Here is a 21,660-nt window from a genome sequence, read left to right as displayed (position 1 = left end):
TCATGTGATGTCGAGGCATGGTAGCGGGGAAGGATGCGGTGTGACCGAGTACTTGTTGTTTCCGGGGCGGCACCATGTGTTGACCCGGTTTCAGGGGGAGTTTCTGGAGCGGTTTGCGGGGCGGACTGTCGTGTGGGCGGTGACGTCGGCGAATCATCAGACGACGAAGCGGAATCCGGTGGCGTTCGATCGGCGGGAGGCGGCGATCGAGCGGTTCAGTGTGGCGACGGGGATTCGGTCGTTGGTAGTGGGGGTGGTGGATACGCCGCCGACGGACGAGTTCGCCGAGGTGACGGTGAAGGCGATCGAGGCCGGGACCGATGATTTGGTGCAGTTGACGCCGGCCAACACAGTCGTGGCGTGCTCGACGCCGGCGGTCAGCAAGTTGTACGAGCGGTTGGGATTCAGCGTGATCGGGGTCGAACCCGAGGGTGTCGCCCACCCTTGGGACGTGTTGCTGATGATTGCTGCGGGCACTGATCAGTGGAAGGAACTGGCACACCCGGCGACAGTGGATGTCTTCGAGCGATACGCCCTGGATGCACACGTTGCGCGGTGTGTGAATGACCCGGTCGTGGGCGATGACGGCGGCCTCACCACGACCCGTGACTACAAGACGTACGCCGACGCGTTCGAAACCGCCGCGGACCGGAAATGGCAACAAATCAAGGGCTTTGTCCGTCCCGGCCGCATTCTCGACATCGGCTGCGCGACCGGCGCGACGCTACAACTGATCGATGCCGATCCACGTTTCCACGAGTCGGATCTGATCGGCGTCGAGGTCGCCCGGCATTTGTACGCCGAATGCGTACACAAGAAAGAACAAGGCCTCTTCACCAACCCCAACGTCTACTTCTACCAACGCAACATGCTCGGCTCGACCGTCTTCCCGCCGCGGTCGATCGACACCACCCTGACACTCGCACTCACCCACGAGATCTGGTCGTACGCCGACGGATCCCGCCCCGACACCGTTCAACGCTTCGCCGACGCCCTCTTCGCGCACACGGCCCCACACGGCATCTGGATCAACTCCGACGTCTGCGGCCCCGACGAGCCCGACCGTCCCGTCGTACTGCAGCTCGACGACAGCGATGGCGAGAACCCGGACGCCATCACCGAACTCGAGGCGCTCAACGACCCCGCGGCGTACATCACCAAACTCTCGACCCGCGCGCGGTTCTTCCAGTTCGCCCACGACTTCCGGCGCAACGCCAAGGTCCCGTTCGAGTACGACGAACACCCCGGCGGGCTCGTACTCCGACTCGCCGACGCGATGGACTTCCTGACCCGCAAGGACTACGTCGACAACTGGCTGAGCGAGACCCACGAGCAGTTCTGCGGCCTGAACTTCGCCGGCTGGTCCGCCGTCGCCGAACGCGCCGGCTTCACCATCGACCCGGCCTCGAACGCCTGGCGCAACGACTGGGTCATCGACAACCGCATCGCCCCGGTCGCCTCCATCACCACCCCGACCGGCGACCCCGTCGACTGGCCGGTCACCCACCAGCTGCTGGTAGCGAGGCGCTAGCTCACTTCAAGATGCAGCGTCCCCGCAAGCGGCCGTACGGCGAACGTGCACCGGCCACGCGTGATCGTCAACGGCAACCGGCTGGACAAGAACGGCTCGCACTGCACCGCATGCGACGTACCGTCCGGCGCCGTCGCGAACAGGATCCAGTCGGCCGGCTCAAGCGCCGCCATCTCGACAACGGCGGCCCAGCCGTCATCGGAGACAGTACGACGGCACGCAACGTCCACGTGATCGTCGGAATCTGGCAGGTACCGTCGCCAGCTGAAGTCGACGTCACCCCAATCGGGGCCTCGCACAACCAACATGTTGCCAGCAGCAACTGCGGCGGTGGCGGTCATCCGGATCGGGGACTCGTGCAGGTTCACGTACCCGCCGGTCGACCGGGTCAGCATCACCACCCGACCGCCTTCGGCGTGTGAGACCAAGCGGTCACCCGCGGTCCACAGCAGCACCTGCTCGCGGCCTTCCGGCCCGCGCATCCGGAACGCCCGGGTCGTCCGCTGGCTGAACGGATCGTCCGGGTTGATCTCCTCGAGCATCGGCCGGATCGGCAGTCGCGCGGTGAAGTCGCGGCCGTGGACCTCGAGCGGCAGCTCCTCCTCACCGCCCGACAACGGCCGGCTGACGAACAACGACGGCTGGTCGAACGCCGACCGGCCATGCAGCACCAGGGCATCAGGCGTCTGCTCGACCGAGGTCAGTCGGCACGGATCCGCCAACCGCCGTACGGCGAACGCGCCTTCCTTGCCCGGACCCGGCTGGATCCAGCTGGTCCCGTCGATCCACATCCCCTGCGGCCACCCCGGGCTGCCCGCCTTCTGACCACGCAGCATGTCCCGGCGGCGGATCCCGCCGACGCGCATCCGTACGTCGAAGTGCGATGGCCCCGCCGGGCACTTGGCCAGCAGCTCGCGACTGACGCGGACCTCGAACCCGACCAGGCTCTCCTCGCCGCGAAGGTCGGTCGCCGGCAACCGCCGTACCGGAAGGCGGTAGTTCCGGCCGGCGATGACGAGGCCGATCCGGAGGCTCGACGGCTTCGACTGCAGGTGACGGATCTCGGCGGTGCCCCGCACCGACAGCTCGCCGTCGATCCAGGTCACGTCGCGGATGCTGGTCGCGAGCGTGAAGTCGGTCTTGGACAGCGGCAGTTGCTCCTCCGCGGCTTGCGGGTCGAGAGCAACCAGGCGCAGCAGCTCGACGTCACCCGCGCGGAGAGCGTCGAACTGGAGTTGGGCGACTCGCGGCGCGGTCTCGAGTACGGCGTCGTCAAGCCGGCCGAGGAGTTCGCTCGTCAGCTCGAGGAGGTGCTGCTCCTCCTCCGGCGGGACGGTGCCGAAGGCCGACAGGATCGAGTGCAGGTCGATCTGGCGGAAGTGTGCGTGCACCCGATGCCGGATCTCCGGCAGGGCATCCGAGATCTCGTCCAGCACGAGGCCCGCGGAGACGACGCGGTCGCGGATGTTCGCGAGCTGGAACCTCTGCTGTGTGATCGAGTCGCCCGACTCGCGCTCGCGCCAGAAGTAGACCGGCGCCGCGATCGTGTCGACGGTGACCGCGTCGAGGTGCGCCTTGAGCGTGACCGGGTAGTCCTCGTACCGGATCGCCGGGAAGCGGTAGTCGTACTCGTCCCAGAACGACCGGCGGTAGACCTTGTTCCACACCATCCGGTCGAGCACGAGCTGCGGTGTCTCGGAGATGTGCGTCGCGAACCGGTCCTCGGTGAACGTCTGCCCGTGCAGCCACGACGGCCGTACGCCGTAGCTGTTGTTGAACCGCCGCGCGCTGCCGCCGGCGAAATCCGAACCGGACCGGTCGAGCGCCTTGATCAGCAGCCCGAACCCGTGCCGGGTCACTAGGTCGTCGCTGTCGACGAACGTGAGGTACTCCCCCGTCGCGTGCTCCGCCCCGGTGTTGCGCGCCGGACCGAGCCCGGCGTTGTCCTGCTCGACGATCCGGAACCGCGAGTCGCGGGAGCACATCTCCTTCGCGATCACAGCGCTGTCGTCCGGCGAACCGTCGTCGACCAGGATCGCCTCGAAGTCGCCCCAGGTCTGGCGCGCGATCGAGTTCAGGCAGTCCCCGATGTACGCGCCGACGTTGTAGAACGGCACCACCACACTCAGGCGCGGACCGCTCATCGCTTCCGGATCCGGCGGGCGACCTTGCGGGCAACGGTCTTGGGGTTGCGGACCTGCGCGGCGTGGAAGATCACCCGCGAGACGGCGTACGTGCGGGAATCGCGGATCCGCTCGTGGGCGGTGGTGAGCCGCTGCAGCTGGCCGCGGAGTTCGCGGATGCGGTTCTCGCGGGTCTTCATCGCCTTGTTGCGGAAGCCGAGCGTGCGTTCGAGGCCGTAGACGTGGCCCTTGAGCTCGAACAGCTCCTGCTTGGCTTCTTCAGCTTCTGCCAGGGCTGTGCGTACGTCGATGGTGGCTTTGCGGGTCTCGAGTACTACGTCGAGCGCTGCTGCGAGCTCTTTGCCACGGGCAACCTGTTGGGCGGTCGCGGGAGCGGTGTCGGGCGACGTCGCCTGGAGTTGCTCGGGCGGCTCGATGCCGGACATGCCGAGCCAGGCGGAGACGAGGTCGTCACCGAGCATCCACGGCGGCCACGGGTGGCGGCGGTGCTGGCCGAGCAGGCGATCGTGGAAGCGGACCCAGGCTGCCGCCAGGAGATCGTCCTTTTCCACCTCGTTGTGGGCAACCCACGGGGAGACGCCGTACGCGAAGGATTCGCCGTCGAAGACGATGTCGTCCCAGCGGACGATGATGCGCGAGGTGGTTACCCATTCGCCGAGGTCGGCGGCCAACTTGCGGAAGGCGGGGACGTCCTCGGCGGCGGCGAGCCGGAAGAGCACGGTCTCCACCGAGACACCCGGCGGGACGGTGGCGGGGACGACAGACGGGTCGAAGAGCAGCAGACTCTCATAGGGAAGTTCGACGGGCGCAGAAGAGTCAGGGGTGGCGGGGCCGATGGTGCTGGTGGTGGACCAGCCGGTGAGGTCTTCGTCGGCGGTGAGGACTGCTTGGGCGGTTTGGGTGTAGATGTCGTGCGACGGCTGGGCGCCGAAGATCGCGAGCCAACCGGTGGGGACCGAGGCCAGCAACCCGGCTCGGGCAGCTGTGTCGACACCCTCGTTCGGCGGTGACAGGAGCGGTACGTCGACGGACTCGAGCGCACCGATCGCCAGCCGGGTGGGCAGCTCGCCGGGGCGAGCGGAGCCAGCGACGTCGGCGCGGATGAAGGTGCGCGACGCGAAGTCGGCGTACACCTCGGCGCGCCACGGCAGCGCCGCCTTCAGCTGGTCGACCGAGACCGGGCGCGTGGGGTCGTCGTGCAGCGGGCGCCACTCGTCGTCGCCGTGCCGCTCGTGCGCGGGCCGGCTGTCCAGCAGGTTCAGCAGCGAGAACTCGTTCTCCAGCGCGAGTACGACGACCGCATCCGCCGTCGCGAGCCGGGACAGGGCAGCCAACCGCTCCGTCCACGACAGGTCGGCGCTGTCGTACCCGAGCACTCGATCGAGTCCGTCGGTCGCGATGATCACGTCGTACGGCTCGACCTCCAACCCGTCCAGCGCGCCCGCGATCACCTGCAGGCACGGGCCGAAGTCCTCGCCGAGCTGCTGCGCATCGGCGACCGAGCGGACCAGGATCGTGACGTCGGCGGAGTGCGCCAGCACGGACTCGATCTGCTGCGGCGCGTGCGGCCCGAGGATCAGCGTCCGGCGGTTGGCCGGGACGACGTCGGTCAGCAGCGCCGCGAGCGCCGGCCGCGGCGTCGTGTGATCGGTCCACGGCTGCATCTCGCCCCGGACCACCTGCAGCTCAGACACGCTCTCTCCAATCGAACAGGCTGCGCAGTTCCGCGGCCGGCATCATCCAGGGCTTCCCGAGCTCGAGGTCGGTGGTGGCCCGCGCGGCCTCCACGTCGATCGACCTGCCGAGCATCTCCGGCCACAGCCGCTCGATCCGGCTCTGCCCGCCGAACAACGGGTTCTCGCCTTCCATCTCCATCGGGTCGCCGTACACCGCCGGTTCGCAGCCGGCCGCGATGCCGTAGAAGATCGCGGTCGACAGCCGGTTGGCCGCGACCCGCTTGTGCTTGCGCAACTCCGCGAGCTGCTTGAACAGGAAGCGCCGATCGGTCCCCTCGTACGAGAACCCGCGCCGCCCGAACGACACCACGCGGAATCCGGCGTCCTCGTAGAACCCGCGTACCTCGGGCCGGTCGTACTCCGTGTAGTACAGGCTGAACGTCACCGGACCGGGCTCGGTCTCACGGATCTCGTCGATCAGCCGCCGGTGGTCGCCGTGGATCTTGCCGCCCTCCCACCCGTGGAAGAGGAACCACAGCGTGCCCTCACGCTCGACCGGCTCCTCCTTCTCCGGCTCGAGCTCCATCAGGTACAGGAACGGCGCCCCGATGCTGTGGTAGTTCCGCCGGCCGAGCGCGTGCCCGCGACGACGCGGCGCATCGCTCCAGGTGAACCGCCAGGCGCCGTCGTAGAACTCGTGCACCGGGTTCCAGCCGCAGCCGATGTTCCAGCCGTGCTGCAGGTACCCCCGCAACCGCGGCGGGTGGTCGAAGTCGAACCCGGCGTACCGCGACAGGATGTGCGTCTGACCGTAGTAATGGTTGTGGTGATGCATCAGCGCACCTCGACGTGCAGAGTGCCGGCATGGGGTCGGACTGCGAGCGCATGCGTCCCGTGAGTGATTGCCAACGGCAACCGGCTGCACAGGAAGGGCTCGCACTGTACGGCGTGCGCCGCACCGTCAGGGGAGGTCGCGAACAGGATCCAGTCGGCCAACGCCGCCAGCGGGTCGACGGACACCTTCACCGCTGTCACCGGGATCAGCGACTCCACATCGACCACGGCCGACCAGCCATCGGCCGACACGGTACGACGGCAGGCGACGTCCAGGTGATCGTCGGAGTCGGCCAGGTACCGCCGCCAGCTGAAAGTGGCGTCGCAACCCTCCGAACCGCGCACGACCAGCTGATTGCCTTCAGCAACAGCTTGCGCCGCGGTCGTCCGGATCGGGGACTCGTGCAGGTTCACGTACCCGCCGGTCGACCGGGTCAACGTGACAACCCGATCGTCCATGACGCGCGAGACAGCCGAGTCGCCCGCCGTCCACAGGAGCACGCGCTCCTGCCGATCCGGACCATGAACGCGGAACGAACGGGTCGTCCGCTGCCCGAACGGATCGTCGTGGTTCGCCGCCGCGAGGATGTCCCGGATCGGCAGTCGGGCGGTGAAATCATGCCCGTCGACCTCCAACGGAATCTCTTCCTCACCGCCGACGACCGGCCGGCTGAGGTGCAACTCCGGCTCGTCGAACGACGCCCGTCCATGCAGCACCAACTCGTCGGCCGCGTGCTCGACCGCGGTCAACCGGCACGGATCCGTCAGCCGCCGCAGCGAGAACCAGCCGTACTTACCCGGACCCGGCTGGATCCAGTTCGTCTCGTCGATCCACGCACCCGGCGCCCAGCCAGGGCTCCCCGGTCCTTGGCCGCCGAGCATGCCCTTCCGGTCCCGCCGCCCCGACCGCATCCGCACTTCGAAGTGCGCGGGAGCCCCCGTGCAATGAGCGAGGACCTCCCGATCCAGCAGTACTTCGAAGCCGACGAGCGACTTGTCCCCGTGCAGATCCAGCGCGGCGTACCGGCGTACCTCAAGAGGATGTGAGGTGTCGTCGACGACCAGCGCGATCTGCAGGTTCGACGATCGGTCCGTCTCGAGGTGGCGGATCTCGGCGGTGCCCTTGACCGACAGCTTGCCGTCGACCCAGACGACCTCGCGCACGCTCGTCGCGAGGGTCAGGTCCTGCTCGCGCAGCCCGTACAGCCGCCGCGGTACGACGGTCTCGCCCTGGCCCGGGTAGTTGTAGTCGAGCTGCCGCGACCGCCGGGCGCGCGGAACAGCCCGTGCGCCGCCACGAAGCCCGCCGGAGTTGCGGAAGACCGCGAGCCGCCTGAGCAAGTCGACGTCCCCGGCACGCAAAGCAGCGTGCTGGATCCGGTCGTAGCGATGAGTTGCCGCCAGCACGTCGCCGTCGATCCGGTCGAGCAGCTCACGCGACAGCTCGACGAGATGCTGCTCCTCCTCGGCCGGGACGGTGCCGAACGCGGACATCAGAGTGAGTACGTCGATCTGCGCCAGGTGCGCGTGCGTACGTCGACGTACCACCGGCACTGCATCCTCGACCAGGTCGATCACCATCCCCGCCGAGGTGACCCGGTCGCGGATGTTGCCGAGCTGGAACTTCTGCTGGGTGATCGACTCGCCCGACTCGCGCTCGCGCCAGTAGTAGACGGCCTGCGTGATCGTGTCGACCGTGACCGCGTCCAGGTGCGCCTTGAGCGCGACCGGGTAGTCCTCGTACCGGATCGGGGGGAACGTGTAGCCGTTCTCGGTCCAGAACGAGCGGCGGTAGATCTTGTTCCAGAGCATCCGGTCCAGGACCAGATCGGGGAACTCCGTCACGTGCGTGGCGTGCCGGACCCGGGCGAACGGCTGCTTGTGCAGCCACGACGGCCGCACCCCGAAGCTGTTGTTGAACCGCCGCGCGTTGCCGCCGGCAAAGTCTGAACCGGTTCGGTCCAAGGTCCGGACCAGGGCCGCGAATCCGTACCGCGAGACCAGGTCGTCGCCGTCGACGAACGCCAGGTACTCACCGGTCGCCTCGCTGATGCCTCGATCGCGGGCCGGACCGGGGCCGGCGTTCTCCTGCTGGATCAGCCGGAACCGCGGGTCCCGGGCGCAGAAGTCCTTGGCGATGACGGCGCTGTCGTCGGGGGAACCGTCGTCGACCAGGATCGCCTCGAAATCGGTCCAGGCCTGCCGGGCGATCGATTCCAGACAGTCGCCGAGGTACTCACCGACGCCGTAGAAGGGCACCACCACGCTCAGCCGCGGCGTCACTCCGGTGTTTCCTCCCTCGACAGCTACGTGCTGGCCCCCAGCGGATTCCTACGTAGCGGCAACGAGGTGAACGGTCAGGAGGTTATGCACGGGTTCGAACCCGTACCGGGCCCAGATCCGCTGGATGCCGGTCAGGTGACCCTGCGTCGAGACGACCAGCCGCCGGGACGTGCAGGCGTCCTCGATCGCGGCCAGCAGGTGGCCGTACCGGCCGCGGCCCTGCTCGGCCGGTACGACGCCGGCCACCTGGATCTCGGTCCACGAGCGCTGCTGGTCGACCGCCGCCAGCGCGAGCACCCGCCGATCGGGACCACGCAGTACGACGGCGCCCGCCTCGGCGATCCGCCGCCGGGCCCAGTCCTGCCGACCGGCCAGCGCGAGCGTCCGGTCGAAGATCGGGTTGGAGCAGTAGTGGTTGCCGGAGTCGCCGAAGACGTCCGCGACCACGTCGTCGACCAGGTCCTCGTCGACCGTCGGCTCGAGCTGCGTACTGAAGCCGGCCAGCGGCGCGGGACGCCGGCCCTTGCCGGTCGGCAGCGACCAGTAGACGACGGTGTCGGCGAGCAGCGCCTGCCGCGGGCCGCTGGCCAGCGCGGCGAACCAGGTGGTCTCGCGGGCCGGGTAGCGCAGCACGATCACGTCCGCGGTCGACCGCTCGACCGCACCCAGCACCTCGGCGAGCGGCGTACCGGCGGAGGCCGAGACGGACATCCGGTCGATCGAGACCCCGAACCGCTTCGCCGCGTCAACGGACGGCCGGACGGTCAGTTCACCGGCCTCGAGCGCGTCGTACCAACTCATAGGGCGTCGAGCTTAAGGCATGTCGGTGACGCCGGAGGTGACCACCCGTGAATCGCCGGGCACGCTCCGGGACGAATTTCACATTAGTGTTACGGCATGCGCGCGAGAGCGAGGCGGCGGGGGCCGCGTACTGCGGGGCCTTCCCTTTCCGGTCTGGCCGCCGGGCTTGCTGTCGTGGTCCTGGCGATCGTCCTGCTCGCGCTGCACGCGACGTTCTTCGAGCTGGTCCGCTTCGTGCTGTTCACCGGGGTCGCGGTCCTGCTGCCCGGGTTCGCGCTGTGGCGGCTGATCGGCGGGTACGGGCGCAACCTGGTGGAGGACCTGTCCGCGGGGTTCGCGGTCGGGACGGCCGGGCAGGTGCTGGTCTATCTGGCCAGCGCGTCGATCGGTCTGCAGGCGTGGTCGTGGGTGTGGGCGCCGGTCGTGCTGGTGGTCGCGTTCGTCGACAGTGACGCCCGGGCGCGGGTCTGGCGGCGGGTCGAGAAGCCGCTGCGACCGCTGCAGGCGTGGCTGCTCGCGGCGTCGACCGCGGTCGTGCTGCTGATCGTGTACCGGCGCGGTCCGGGGCAGTTCCTCCCGGCGTACACCGATCCGCTGCGTGCGTACCCGGATCTGGCCTTCCAGCAGGCGCTGGCGGCGAGCGCGAAGTACGACGTACCGATCTCGACGTTGTGGCTCGGCGGGGAGCCGATGAAGTACCACACGTTCTTCCACCAGGCGACGGCCGCGACGCAGTGGGGTACGCGGATCGATCTGACCGATCTGATCCATTCGCTGACCTGGATGCCGTTGTTCCTCGCCGGCTGCGGGCTGGTGTTCGCGCTGACCAGTCGGCTCGCTCCGACGGCGGAGTCGGGCGCCACCTGGGCCGGACCGCTCGCTGTGTTCATCGCTGGCCTCGGTGGCGCGATGCAGCCGTTGGCCGGGGCTGGCCTGGGCGGCGTCTCCACTGCGGTGGCGGCGTACCTCAGTCCGACGCAGAACCTCGGAGTACTGATCGCACTGGCCGTGTGCATCGTGGCGGTGGACCTGCTGCGGTCCGGCGGGAGGGAACGCAGCCGATGGGTGTTGCTGGTGCTGCTTGCGCTGGTGGCGGCCGGAGCAAAGTCGACGATCCTGCCGCTGGTGGGGGTCGGGTTCGCGTTCGCGTTCCTGCAGTTGGGGCTGGCGCGGCGGAGTACCCGGCCTGCGTTCTACGGCGGGCTGCTGTCGCTGGCGGTGTTCGTGGCGGCGTTGATCACGATCTTCGGCGGGAGCACGTGGGGGACGGAGATCAAGCCGTTCGAGACGTTCGTGCAGCTGGCGCCGTACCCGATGCTGATGTCGAACCCGCACGCACAGTTGTTGACCGGGGCAACGACTCTGCTGAGTTGGGCACTGGCCGCGTCCGGGTTGTTCTTCCTCGGTCGGAGGTGGCGGGACACCGGTGCGGTGTTCCTGGCCGGCTTCGTGGTCGCCGGGTTGCTGGGGACGTTGCTGACCACCCAGTCGGGCGTCAGCCAGCTCTACTTCCTTCGTACGGCGTTCCCCGTGGTCGCCGTACTGGCTTCCGTCGGGCTGGCGAATCTGGTCGGGCGACTCGGCGATCGGCGGGCCGTGGTGCTCGTGGGATCGGCCGGACTGCTGGGTCTGGTGGCGCTGGCGATCGCTCGTTGGCAGTCCGCTGAGCTGCCCGGTATCAAGGCGCCATGGCTGTGGACGCTGGCTGCTGTCCTGGTGGTTGGTGTGCTGGTGGCCGTTGTCTGGAAGCTGGCGCGGCGACCGGGCAACTTCTTCGTGGCATTGCTCGGTGCGGCGGTCGCGGCGTGCATGATCGGCGCGGCGCTGGTGCCGTTGCAGGCGTTCGTGTCGGACAAGGCGTCGAATCTGGTCTTCGCGCATCCGTTCCGCGGCGGTGCGACGGCTGCTGAGGCAGGCGCTGCCCAGTGGCTCCAGAAGAACAGCACACCGGGCGACCTGGTCGCGACGAACGCGCACTGCATCATCCAGCGCAACGGCCTCTGCGACAGCCGGCACTTCTGGCTCGCCGCACTGTCGGAGCGCCCTGTCCTGATCGAAGGCTGGTCGTACTCCAATCAGGCCAACCGCATAGCCCTCACCACCGGCGACAACCCGAGCTTGATCCCGTACTGGGACAGCAGCGAACTGGCGGCCAACGACACCGCCTTCAAGTCGCCGACCCCCGCGTCGATCGAGCGACTACGCCAGGCCGGAGTGCGCTGGCTGTACGCCGACAACCGCGCCGGCGGGGTCTCGCCCGCACTCCGCAACTTCGTCCGCCTCCGACACGCCACCCTGGACGCGACGGTCTACGAGCTCAGATGAGCTGCAGGAGGGCGTCAGCCACCCGCTCCCGTCCCCGGCCGTCGACCAGCTCCCACCCTGCACCAGCCAATCGGCCACGCTCAGCCGAGTCGGACAGCAGCCGCTTGAGTGTCGGGACCGCGGACGACGTGTCTGTCTGCAATGCGCTCAACAAGCCCAGCCCAGCTGCCGCACCGGTACCGACAGCGCGTTCGTAGCCCATGACCTGGTTGTCGACCACACAGACCAGTCCGGTCGTCGCACCGAGACAGAGCAGCTCCCAGGTCGACGTACCCGACGCACTGATGGTCAGGTCGGCGGCACGGACCTCTGCGGCCAGTTGATTGGTCGGACCGATGATCTGGAGCTGCTGCTGCGCTTGCAGTTCGACGGCAGCGATCTGAGCGGCGAGGTCGGGACTGGGCGCGACCACGGTGGCCTCGAACGGCAGACCGGTTGCCGCTAGCGCGCGGGCGACGTACGGGCCGGCACCGAAGGCATCTGTGCCACCGAAGAACGCAAACACCTTCGGTACTACGGAATGCCGGGCCGCGGGCGGCTCGGCGGGACGGTGGTCGAGGATCTCGTCGCGAATCATCACGTACGGCAGACCGGCCAGCCGGACCGAGTCCCGCGGCAGCGTGGGGTGGTCGAGCTCCGCAGCGAGGTTCTGGTCGAGCAGGACGTCCGCTTCGGCGCCGCGGAAGTCGCCGTCGACGATCGCCAGCGTTGGAAGCACCCGGGCGGCCGCGTAGACGGCAGCGTCCAGGTCATAGGAGTCGAAGACGACCGCATCAAGCTCGAGCCGTTCGAAGAGCTCCAGGTGTTCGGCGGGCGTCCACACAGCGGGATGTACGTCGATGCCGCGCGCCGCGATCTGGTCGGCGGCCCACGGCACGGTGTGCGCGTCGCAGAGGAAGATCAGCTCGACGTCGCGGCGGCGTACCTCCTCGGCGAGCGCCAGGCAGCGCATCACGTGCCCGATGCCCCGGGCCGGCCCCACATCACATCGCACCCCGACGCGCTTCACGCCCAGACCGTATCGGCTGCATATCCGGTTCCCGGGGGCGGGCCGGGGTGAGAATCCGCACTTGTGGATAGACTAGTAGTACGTAGGAGAAGTAATACGTGGGAGGCTACGATGCGACTGAACAGCAAGGGCCAGGTCACGATCCCGGCCGAGCTCCGGCGCAAGCACCATCTCCACGAGGGGGACGAAGTGACCGTGATCGAGGCGGCCGACGGACTGCGGATCGTGCGGGTCGAGGAGGCCGAGAGCCGCGGGCAGCGGCTGGTCCGGGAGATGCGCGGCCGGGCGACCGGCGGGATGAGCACCGAGGAGCTGATGGAGCTGCTGCGTGGCGAGTGATCGCCCCGACAAGTTGCTCGGCCCGCGCCGCCGGGCAGAGCAGTCCGAGGAGCGCGTGTCGCTGATCGACACCTGCGTGCTGCTCGACATCCTGACCGACGACCGCGACTGGGGCGAGTGGTCCGCGACCGCGGTGGCCGGCGCCCGCGACCAGGGCGAGCTGGTGATCAACCCGATCGTGTACGCCGAGGTCTCGGCCGGGTTCGACCGGATCGAGGAGGTCGACGCCGCGCTGCCGGTCAGCGACTTCCGGCGCGAACCGCTGCCGTTCCCGGCCGGCTTCCTGGCCGCGCGCGCCTTCGTCACCTACCGCCGCGCCGGCGGCGCCAAGACCTCGCCGCTGCCGGATTTCTACATCGGCGCGCACGCCGCCGTGCAGCGCTACGACGTCATCACCCGCGACCCACGCCCGTTCCGCTTCTACTTCCCGAGCGTACGTTTGATCACGCCGGGCTGAGACAGTGGATTGAAGGACCGGCTCACGGGGCAGCTATTGTTTCGAGGTCCGTACCGCGCGTGTGCGGTTCGGAACTGTCCGTCAGAAGGGTCCCGCTCGCGTGTCAATCCTTACCGGCTCCGACATCCTCGTCACCGGAGGCACCGGGTCGTTCGGCCGGAGCTTTGTACGGCACGCGCTGGACCAGCTGAATCCGCGCCGCATCATCGTGTTCAGCCGCGACGAGCTGAAGCAGTGGGAGGTCCGCCAGCTGTTCGGCGACGACCCACGGCTGCGGTTCTTCCTCGGCGACGTCCGCGACCGGTCCCGGTTGCTGCGGGCGATGCACCGGGTCGACTACGTCGTACACGCCGCTGCGCTGAAGCAGGTGGACAGCGGTGAGTACAACCCGTGGGAGTTCGTCCAGACCAACGTGATCGGCTCGCAGAACGTGATCGAGGCGGCGATCGACTGCGGTGTGAAACGGGTCGTCGCGCTGTCGACGGACAAGGCGTCCAGCCCGATCAACCTGTACGGCGCGACCAAGCTGACCGCGGACAAGCTGTTCATCAACGGCAACCACTACGCGGCGGCGTACGACACCCGCTTCAGCGTCGTGCGGTACGGGAACGTGATGGGCAGCCGGGGGTCGATCATCCCGAAGTTCCGCGCGTTGCACGCGGCCGGCCAGTCGCTGCCGATCACCGACCTGCGCTGCACCCGGTTCCTGATCACGCTGCCGGAGGCGGTCGAGTTCGTCGTCGACTCGTTCGACCTGATGACCGGCGGCGAGCTGTACGTACCGCGGATCCCGTCGATGAAGGTGACCGACCTGGCCGAGGCGATCGCGCCCGGCGCGACCATGCACGACGTCGGCCTGCGCCCGGGCGAGAAGCTGCACGAGGAGATGATCAGCCCGGAGGAAGGCCGCCGCGCGCTGTCCCTCGGCAACCGCTTCGTGCTGCAGCCCGACCTCGCCACCTGGGGCTACCAGCCGCCCACCGACGGCCGTCCGGTCGCGGGCGACTTCCACTACGCGTCCGACACCAACGACCAGTGGTACTCGATCGAGGAGATCCGCAAGATCCTCGAGAGCGACGTCTGACCGTGCTGCCGTACGGACGCCAATCGATCTCCGAGGACGACATCGCGGCGGTCACCGCCGTACTGCGGGGCGACTGGCTCACGACCGGACCGGCGGTCACCGCCTTCGAGCAGGCGGTGTCTGAACTCGCGGGCGGCCACCGCGCAGTCAGCTGTACGTCGGGGACCGCGGCCCTGCACATCGCGTACGCCGCCTTGGGCGTCGGCCCGGGCGATGAGGTCATCACCACGCCGATGACCTTCGTAGCCACGGCTTCCTGCGCCGCCATGCTCGGCGCTCGCGTGGTGTTCGCGGATGTGGACTACGACACCGGCCTGATCAACCCGGCAGCTGTGGACGCTGCTCTCACCGAGCGGACCAGGGTCGTCGCCGCGGTCGACTATGCCGGTCAGTCCGCTGACTACGACGCTCTCCAGCCGCTTGCGGACCGGGTCGGTGCTCGCACGCTGGCCGACGCCGCTCACTCGGTCGGTGGCTCGGCGGGCGGCCGTCCGGTCGGTGACCTGGCCGATGTGACCACGATGTCGTTCTTCCCGACGAAGAACCTGACCACCGGCGAAGGCGGCGCGGTCGTCTGCAAGGATCCGGTTGTCGGGCAGCGAGCCCACGAGTTCCACTTCATCGGCCTCGTCCGCGACCCGTCGCGCTTCGAGCTCACCGACGAAGGCCCGTGGCACCAGGAAGTCCACGAGTACGGCGTGAACTACCGCCTCACCGATCTCGGCGCCGCACTCGGCCTCTCCCAGCTCGCCCGTCTCGCGGAGTTCAAACGCCGTCGTACCGAGATCACTGCGCGCTACAACAAGGCGTTCGCCGACGTCGACGGTCTGCGTACGCCGGTTCAGCGGGACGGCGTCGATCCGATGTGGCACCTGTACCCGATCCGGGTGCTCGGCGGGCGGCGGCGCGAGGTGTTCGAGCGGATGCGGGCCGCGGGGATCGGCGTACAGGTGAACTACATTCCGGTGTACTGGCATCCGGTGTTCGCGCGGCAGGGGTACAAGCGCGGACTGTGCCCGAACGCGGAGCAGTACTACGCCGAAGAGCTGTCGTTACCGCTCTTCCCGGCCCTCACCGACGGTGACGTCGACCGCGTGATCGAGACTCTCGTGGAGTTGGTTAGCTAACGTGACGGATGTGACCCGATCGAATCTGATCGGCGGAGAGATGCTCAACTGGTCGGATCTGCACCCGGGCGACGCCCGCCCCGCGGCCGCCGGACCCGCAGCGACAGCACTCCTGGCCGCCACCCTCCACCCCGAGGACACCGTCCTGATCGCCGGCCCCCATGCCGCCGATCTCATCACCGCTGTCGCTTCCCAGGTCACGTCGGTGGACCTCCTCGTCCGCTCCGCCCCGGACGCCGAAGAGCTGGCCGAACTTCTCTCAACCACCAAAGGCGAAGTCTTCTGCGGCTCGGTCGACCGCTTCGCGGTTGACGAAGAAGCCGGAGGGACGAGGGCCGCGGCCGCCGGTGCGAACGGAGTCGGTGGCGGCACGGCGAGCGGCGTCGGTGGTGGGTATGACGTGGTTGTTGCGTTGGATGGGATGGATCGGCTGGTCGGGCCGGATACTGCGCGGTTCAGCTGGGGCGATGGGCTCGGGCGGTTGGTTCGGCAACTGGCGCCCGGTGGCCGGTTGTTGTTGGGAGCGGAGAACTCGTTCGGGTTCCAGCGGTTGGTGCAGCCGGATATTGCCGCGGCTCTTCCGCGGGACGAGGACTGGGGACGGGATGTCGCCGATCGCGCGCCCGCTGGTCTTAGACCGCTAACCACCGCTCTCGACGACGCAGGTGTGCAGGTGAGGCGCACGTACGCCGTCTTCCCGTCGCTGGTCCAGGCGGATGTCGCGGTCAGCTCGGTCGAAGGATTCGCGGCCGTCGTCGGCGCGCGTGCTGTTGCTGCAGGCAACCAAGGTCCGGTGCTCATGGATCCGTACCGCGTGGTGCTTGACGCGGCCGCGGCTGGGCTCGGCGTGGAGCTGGCTCCGGCTTGGTATTTCGTCATTGGGGCGGATACGCCGGCTGAGTTGCCCGAAGGTGTTGTGCCACGTGGCGAAGGTGTTTTGCTGGAGGAGCATCTTCTGACGGCCCTGCGCTCTGATGATCAAGCCGAGCTTCGGAAGGTGATTCCTGGGTATGTGGCCTGGCTGGGGTCGGGTGGTGCGGGGTCGCCGGACAACGTGATCCTCGACGGGACGTCGTACCGGCTGTTCGGGGAGCCGCAGGAGCTGGACGTTGTGGAGCACCTGGCTCGGTTCGCGAAGCGGGTGTTGGAAAGTGGCTCTCGGCAACCATGGCCCGCGGCGGCCGACCCGCACGCGTTGACGGCGCGGTTGGCGTCGATGGCCGGGATCACCGTGCCGGAGCAGGAGTTCACGCCGGATGAAGTCATTCGCCCGCGCGGCAGCGCCGAGCAGCTCGCGACGGTCGCACGGCTGGCGGACGAGCTCGCCCACGCCAGCGCCCGGGCGATCCTCTTCGAAGGCACCGTCAGCGGCATCCGGCGTTCGCTCCCGTATCGCGTCGGCCACGCCGTCCTCAACCCGGCTCGGGTGATCCGCCGCCGCCTCAAGCGCGTACTGCGGAAGGTGCGTCGCTGATGCACCACGCCAACCACTTCTACGGGCACGCCAACATCATGGCGTCGTACGCCGGCCTCTCGAAACCGCCGCGGATCTGGGGTTACCTGCAGCACGGCTGGAACATCCTCGACGGGTTCGCGCACGGCACGAACTTCGCGCCCGGGATGCCGAAGTTCGTCTGGTCCGACAGCGTCCGCCGCCGCGGCCACGCGCTCGGCCTGCGCAACTACTCGGTGATCGGCTCGGTCTGGCTGTACCTGCTCAAGATCCATCCGGAGCTCGCCACCCCGGCGAAACGTGCCAAGGGCACCATCTTCTATCCGTTCCACGGCTGGGAAGGCCAGCACGTGCTCGGCGACCACGGCCGGATCGTTGCCTCGATCAACGAGCACGAGACCGGCCCGGTCACCGTCTGCCTGTACTGGAACGAGTACGACAAGCCCGCGATCCGCAACGTCTACAAGGACGCCGGTTTCCGGGTCATCACGCACGGCTACCGCGGCCTGCACTGGCGCCGTACCAACGCCAAGTTCCTGGTCAACCAGCTGCGCGAGCTCCGCCGGCACGAGCGGGTCGCGTCCAACCGGCTCAGCTCCGCCGTTCTGTACGGCGCCTCGCTCGGACTGCAGCCCGGGGTCTACGGTGATCCCATGGTGCTGGAGAACGAGCACCCGTCGTTCGGCGGCCAGGCACGGATCAAACGGCTGTGGCCGGAGCTCGACCAGCCGTTCGTCCCGGCGGCGGTCGCGCGCGAGTTCACCGATACCGAGCTGGGCGTCGACCATGTCGCCGGTCCGGCCGAGATCCGGGAGATGTTCCGATGGAACCCCTGAAAGTAGGCATCATCACGCAGGTGCGCGTGACCAGCACGCGACTGCCGGCCAAGGTGCTGCTGAGCGTCGCGGGCCGTTCGTACCTCGAACACCATCTCGACCGGCTGAGCCGCACCGGCCTGCCGGTGATCGTCGCGACCACCACGAACGTCCACGACGACCTCGTGGTGCAGGTGTGTCAGGAGGACGGCATCCCGGTGTTCCGCGGCAGCGAGGACGACGTACTGAGCCGGTTCGCCGGCGCCGCCCGCGAGCACGAGCTGGACGCGATCGTCCGGGTGACGTCGGACTGCCCGCTGATCGACCCGGAGATCGTTGCCGCGGGCGTCGATCGCTGGCGGGCCGAGAACGACCTCGACCTGTACATCTCGAACTGCCTCGAGCGGACCTACCCGCGCGGCATGGACTTCGAGATCTTCTCCACCGCCCGGTTGTACGACGCCGAGGCGAAGGCCACGCTCAAGGCCGACCGCGAGCACGTCACGCCGTACCTGCACCAGAACCGGTCCGGCGAGATGCGGTTGCTGAACCTGCCGTGGTCCGGCGGCGGGGCGCAGTACCGGCTGACCCTGGACACCGCGGACGACTGGAAGTTGCTCGACGCACTCATCGAGGACTTCGACGCACCCCGGCTCAACTGCGCGGAACTGGTCGCGATCCTGGACGCCCACCCGGAGCTGGCCGCGCTCAACGCACACATCGAGCAGAAGAAGCTCGGCGAGTGACCGCACGCAGGCCGTCCACTACGGCATGATTTACGGTGATGACCACCGATGACCCAGCCGGGGACGCCGCGGACGGCCCGGCCAACGGCGCGCACGCGGCGCGGGCGAAGTCGTTCGGCGCCGTCGCGGCGGCGTACGACGTGGGTCGCCCGACGTTCCCGGTCGAGTCGCTGACCTGGATCCTGGGCCCGGGCCGTGGTCTGCAGGTCCTCGATCTAGGGGCCGGCACGGGCAAGCTCGCCGCGGTCGCCGCCGAGCTCGGACACGATGTGATCGCGGTCGACCCGTCCCAGGAGATGCTCGAGGTCTGCCGCCGGCGGTCCGGTATCGACACGATGGTCGGCGCCGCGGAGTCGATCCCGCTCGCGCACGCCTCGGTGGACGCGGTCATCGTCGGGCAGGCGTTCCATTGGTTCGACCACGCCCGCGCGCTGCCGGAGATCGCCCGGGTGCTGCGGCCGAACGGCGTACTGGGCCTGCTCTGGAACAACGCTGACACCGTGGTCCCGTGGGTCCGCCGGATCTTCCAGACCATCCAGGGCGACGGCGTCGGTGGCAGCGACCGGTTCGACCCGATGCCGATCCTGGACCAGTCGAACCTGTTCACCCCGCCCGAGTTCGCCCGGTTCCGGCACTGGCACGACCTGAACCGCGAGGGCCTGCGGCAGCTGGCCCAGTCGCACTCGCGGGTCGCCGTACTCAAGGACACCCGGCGCGACCAGGTCCTGGACCAGATCGAGCTGATCTACGAGCACACCGCCCGGCCCCCGGAGGCGCTGCGGATGCCGTACTTCACCGACTGTTTCCGGGCGCACCCCAGCGAGTTCGCCAATTACCGCCGTACCGTCGACGGGCCGGTCGCACCGCACCTGTAGAAACGTTTTGGTTGCGGTAGGTCACAAACGGGCGACTTGCGGCTAACGTGCACCTGTTCGTGTCCGGGCAAAAGGGGATCTGATGGACGACCAGGCGGTGCGCGAGCGGGATGCCCGTGCATACGAGGCTGTGTACGAAGCGGCCGATTTCACCGAGCTGAAACGGCGCTACAAGAACTTCGTGGTGCCGTGGACCATCACCTTCATGGCCTGGTACCTGGCGTACGTCGCCTGCAACAACTGGGCCCGCGGCTTCATGAGCCACCGGATCGGCGGCAGCCACATCAACGTCGCGCTGATCTTCGGCCTGCTGCAGTTCGTGTCGACCTTCGTGATCGCCGCGCTGTACGGCCGGTTCGCCAACCGGAAGCTTGACCCGCTGGCCCACGGACTGAACGCCAAGTACAAGAGGGAGCGCCGCCGGTGAACTCGCTTCTCATCCCGATGGCCACCGAGCCCGGCAACCGGGCCCTGACCATCTCCCTGTTCACCGCGGTTGTTGCCGTGACGCTGTACATCACCTGGTGGGCGTCCCGGCAGAACAAGACCGCGGCCGACTACTACGCCGGCGGCCGCAACTTCAGCGGCGCGCAGAACGGTCTGGCCGTCTCGGGCGACTACATGTCCGCCGCGTCCTTCCTCGGCATCTCCGGCCAGATCGCCCTCTACGGGTACGACGGCTTCCTGTACTCGATCGGCTTCCTGGTCGCCTGGCTGGTCGCGCTCCTGCTGATCGCCGAGCTGCTGCGGAACTCGGGCCGCTTCACGATGGCCGACCAGCTCGCGTTCCGGATGAAGCAGCGGCCGGTCCGGACGGCGGCCGCTACCTCGACGATCGTGGTGTCGATCTTCTACCTGCTGGCCCAGATGGTCGGCGCCGGCTCGCTCGTCGGGCTGCTGCTCGGCGTGAAGAGCGAGGGTCTGAAGGCCGCCGTGATCGTCCTGGTCGGCGCGCTGATGATCATCTACGTGACGATCGGCGGCATGAAGGGCACCACCTGGGTGCAGATCGTGAAGGCCGTGCTGCTGATGGCCGGCACCGTCGTGATCACGTTCCTGGTGCTGCTGAAGTTCCACTTCAACCTCTCGGACCTGCTCGGTGCGGCGGCGACGAAGTCCGGCCACGGCGAGTCGTTCCTGCAGCCCGGGTTGCTGTACGGCAAGGACCTCACCGGCCAGATCGACTTCCTGTCCCTCGGCCTCGCGCTGGTCCTCGGTACGGCGGGTCTGCCGCACATCCTGATCCGCTTCTACACGGTGCCGGACTCACGGGCCGCGCGGCGCTCGGTGCAGTGGGCGATCGGCCTGATCGGCGTGTTCTACCTGATGACGCTGGCTCTCGGGTTCGGCGCGGCGGCGCTGCTCGACACCGGCAAGGGTTCGGCGGTGGCCGAGTCGAAGGGCAACGTCGCGTCGCCGCTGCTGGCGGAGGCCGTCGGCGGTGGTGCCGGATCGATCGGCGGGGCGATCCTGCTGGCGCTGATCGCGGCGGTCGCCTTCGCGACGATCCTCGCGGTGGTCGCCGGGCTCACGCTGACGTCGGCGTCGTCGTTCGCGCACGACCTCTACGCCAACGTGATCGCGAAGCAGAAGCCGTCGGAGAAGAGCGAGCTCCGCGTGGCGCGGTTCGCCGCGATCGGGATCGGGGCGGTGGCGATCGCGCTGGCGATCCCGGCACAGAAGCTGAACATCGCATTCCTGGTCGCGCTGGCCTTCGCGGTCGCGGCCTCGGCGAACCTGCCGGCACTGCTCTTCAACCTGTTCTGGAAGCGGTTCAACACTTCCGGCGCTGCATGGAGCATCTACGGCGGCCTGATCTCCGCGGTCGTCCTGGTGGTGTTCTCGCCGGTGGTGTCCGGCAAGCCGACGTCGATGATCACCGGCGCCGACTTCGCCTGGTTCCCGCTGTCGAACCCGGGCATCGTGTCGATCCCGCTCGGCTTCCTGTTCGGCGTCCTCGGCACGTACCTCGGCCGGGACAAGTCCAGCGAGGAGCGGTACAAGGAACTCTCGGTCCGCTCGCTCACCGGCGCCGGCGCGGAAGGTCCCGCCAAGCACTGACGCTGCTCCCGAAGGCCCGGCTCGCTCTGTGCGAGCCGGGCCTTTCGTCGTTCATGAACCGTTGACGGCTGCGTAGCGGTGCCGTAACAATGAGCCATCG

At 68.4% G+C, this 21,660-nt stretch carries 18 protein-coding genes; 12 read left to right on the top strand and 6 right to left on the bottom strand.

Features of this window, described 5'->3' with window-relative positions:
• Positions 1-40 precede the first annotated feature (40 nt).
• Positions 41-1,531, top strand: a complete 1,491-nt coding sequence (locus tag FDA38_RS00820; protein WP_233714446.1) for a class I SAM-dependent methyltransferase — start codon at positions 41-43, stop codon at positions 1,529-1,531.
• Here FDA38_RS00820 and FDA38_RS00815 read toward each other — a convergent pair.
• From FDA38_RS00815 to FDA38_RS00795, 5 genes are read right to left on the bottom strand one after another with little or no spacing between them, the layout of a single operon-like run.
• The gene (locus FDA38_RS00815; protein ID WP_137252148.1) at positions 1,528-3,675 is read right to left on the bottom strand and encodes a glycosyltransferase family 2 protein; all 2,148 of its coding nucleotides are present in this window, start codon (positions 3,673-3,675) and stop codon (positions 1,528-1,530) included. The genes FDA38_RS00820 and FDA38_RS00815 overlap by 4 nt on opposite strands.
• Positions 3,672-5,369, bottom strand: coding sequence for a hypothetical protein (locus FDA38_RS00810; protein ID WP_137252147.1), 1,698 nt, complete (start codon positions 5,367-5,369; stop codon positions 3,672-3,674). Before FDA38_RS00810 ends, FDA38_RS00815 begins: the two co-directional genes overlap by 4 nt.
• Positions 5,362-6,186 carry a DNA replication complex GINS family protein gene (locus tag FDA38_RS00805; protein ID WP_137252146.1) on the bottom strand — a complete coding sequence of 275 codons (825 nt, stop codon included), beginning with the start codon at positions 6,184-6,186 and terminating at the stop codon, positions 5,362-5,364. Before FDA38_RS00805 ends, FDA38_RS00810 begins: the two co-directional genes overlap by 8 nt.
• The gene (locus FDA38_RS00800) at positions 6,186-8,468 is read right to left on the bottom strand and encodes a glycosyltransferase family 2 protein (RefSeq protein WP_137252145.1); all 2,283 of its coding nucleotides are present in this window, start codon (positions 8,466-8,468) and stop codon (positions 6,186-6,188) included. The genes FDA38_RS00805 and FDA38_RS00800 overlap by 1 nt, the downstream gene beginning before the upstream one ends.
• 48 nt (positions 8,469-8,516) lie before the next feature.
• Entirely contained in the window at positions 8,517-9,269 is a 753-nt protein-coding gene (locus FDA38_RS00795) for an N-acetyltransferase (RefSeq protein WP_137252144.1), read from the bottom strand.
• Between the two features lie 96 nt (positions 9,270-9,365).
• Here FDA38_RS00795 and FDA38_RS00790 point away from each other — a divergent pair, with 96 nt between their 5' ends.
• On the top strand, positions 9,366-11,594 hold the full coding sequence (locus FDA38_RS00790) for a hypothetical protein (RefSeq protein ID WP_137252143.1): 2,229 nt from the start codon (positions 9,366-9,368) through the stop codon (positions 11,592-11,594).
• Here FDA38_RS00790 and FDA38_RS00785 read toward each other — a convergent pair.
• Positions 11,587-12,603, bottom strand: coding sequence for a PseG/SpsG family protein (locus tag FDA38_RS00785; RefSeq protein ID WP_233714445.1), 1,017 nt, complete (start codon positions 12,601-12,603; stop codon positions 11,587-11,589). The genes FDA38_RS00790 and FDA38_RS00785 overlap by 8 nt on opposite strands.
• Before the next feature lie 111 nt (positions 12,604-12,714).
• Between FDA38_RS00785 and FDA38_RS00780 the strand changes: the two genes are divergently transcribed.
• From FDA38_RS00780 to FDA38_RS00735, 10 genes are all read left to right on the top strand, one after another.
• The gene (locus FDA38_RS00780; protein WP_130445939.1) at positions 12,715-12,942 is read left to right on the top strand and encodes an AbrB/MazE/SpoVT family DNA-binding domain-containing protein; all 228 of its coding nucleotides are present in this window, start codon (positions 12,715-12,717) and stop codon (positions 12,940-12,942) included.
• Entirely contained in the window at positions 12,932-13,399 is a 468-nt protein-coding gene (locus tag FDA38_RS00775) for a type II toxin-antitoxin system VapC family toxin (protein WP_233714444.1), read from the top strand. Before FDA38_RS00780 ends, FDA38_RS00775 begins: the two co-directional genes overlap by 11 nt.
• A 100-nt stretch (positions 13,400-13,499) precedes the next feature.
• Positions 13,500-14,483: a UDP-N-acetylglucosamine 4,6-dehydratase (inverting) gene (gene pseB / locus FDA38_RS00770; RefSeq protein ID WP_137252142.1), complete on the top strand. Its 984-nt coding sequence runs from the start codon at positions 13,500-13,502 to the stop codon at positions 14,481-14,483.
• A gap of 2 nt (positions 14,484-14,485) precedes the next feature.
• Complete coding sequence (pseC, locus tag FDA38_RS00765) at positions 14,486-15,610, top strand: UDP-4-amino-4,6-dideoxy-N-acetyl-beta-L-altrosamine transaminase (protein WP_137252141.1); 1,125 nt, start codon at positions 14,486-14,488, stop codon at positions 15,608-15,610.
• A 10-nt stretch (positions 15,611-15,620) separates the two neighbouring features.
• Positions 15,621-17,084 (top strand): hypothetical protein, encoded by a 1,464-nt coding sequence (locus tag FDA38_RS00760; protein ID WP_233714443.1) that lies wholly within the window; start codon positions 15,621-15,623, stop codon positions 17,082-17,084.
• Positions 17,084-17,899, top strand: a complete 816-nt coding sequence (locus FDA38_RS00755) for a hypothetical protein (RefSeq protein ID WP_137252140.1) — start codon at positions 17,084-17,086, stop codon at positions 17,897-17,899. The genes FDA38_RS00760 and FDA38_RS00755 overlap by 1 nt, the downstream gene beginning before the upstream one ends.
• Positions 17,887-18,624, top strand: a complete 738-nt coding sequence (locus FDA38_RS00750) for a cytidylyltransferase domain-containing protein (protein ID WP_233714442.1) — start codon at positions 17,887-17,889, stop codon at positions 18,622-18,624. Before FDA38_RS00755 ends, FDA38_RS00750 begins: the two co-directional genes overlap by 13 nt.
• A 38-nt stretch (positions 18,625-18,662) precedes the next feature.
• Positions 18,663-19,499: a class I SAM-dependent methyltransferase gene (locus FDA38_RS00745; protein ID WP_137252139.1), complete on the top strand. Its 837-nt coding sequence runs from the start codon at positions 18,663-18,665 to the stop codon at positions 19,497-19,499.
• An 82-nt stretch (positions 19,500-19,581) separates the two neighbouring features.
• Positions 19,582-19,926 carry a DUF485 domain-containing protein gene (locus tag FDA38_RS00740; RefSeq protein WP_137252138.1) on the top strand — a complete coding sequence of 115 codons (345 nt, stop codon included), beginning with the start codon at positions 19,582-19,584 and terminating at the stop codon, positions 19,924-19,926.
• A 17-nt stretch (positions 19,927-19,943) separates the two neighbouring features.
• Complete coding sequence (locus FDA38_RS00735; RefSeq protein ID WP_137254040.1) at positions 19,944-21,560, top strand: solute symporter family protein; 1,617 nt, start codon at positions 19,944-19,946, stop codon at positions 21,558-21,560.
• The last annotated feature ends 100 nt before the right edge of the window (positions 21,561-21,660 follow it).

Source organism: Kribbella jiaozuonensis, from assembly GCF_005233875.1.
GTDB classification, from domain to species: domain Bacteria; phylum Actinomycetota; class Actinomycetes; order Propionibacteriales; family Kribbellaceae; genus Kribbella; species Kribbella jiaozuonensis.
Note: the sequence above shows the minus strand (reverse complement) of the source record. Positions and strands in the feature narration are given on the sequence as shown.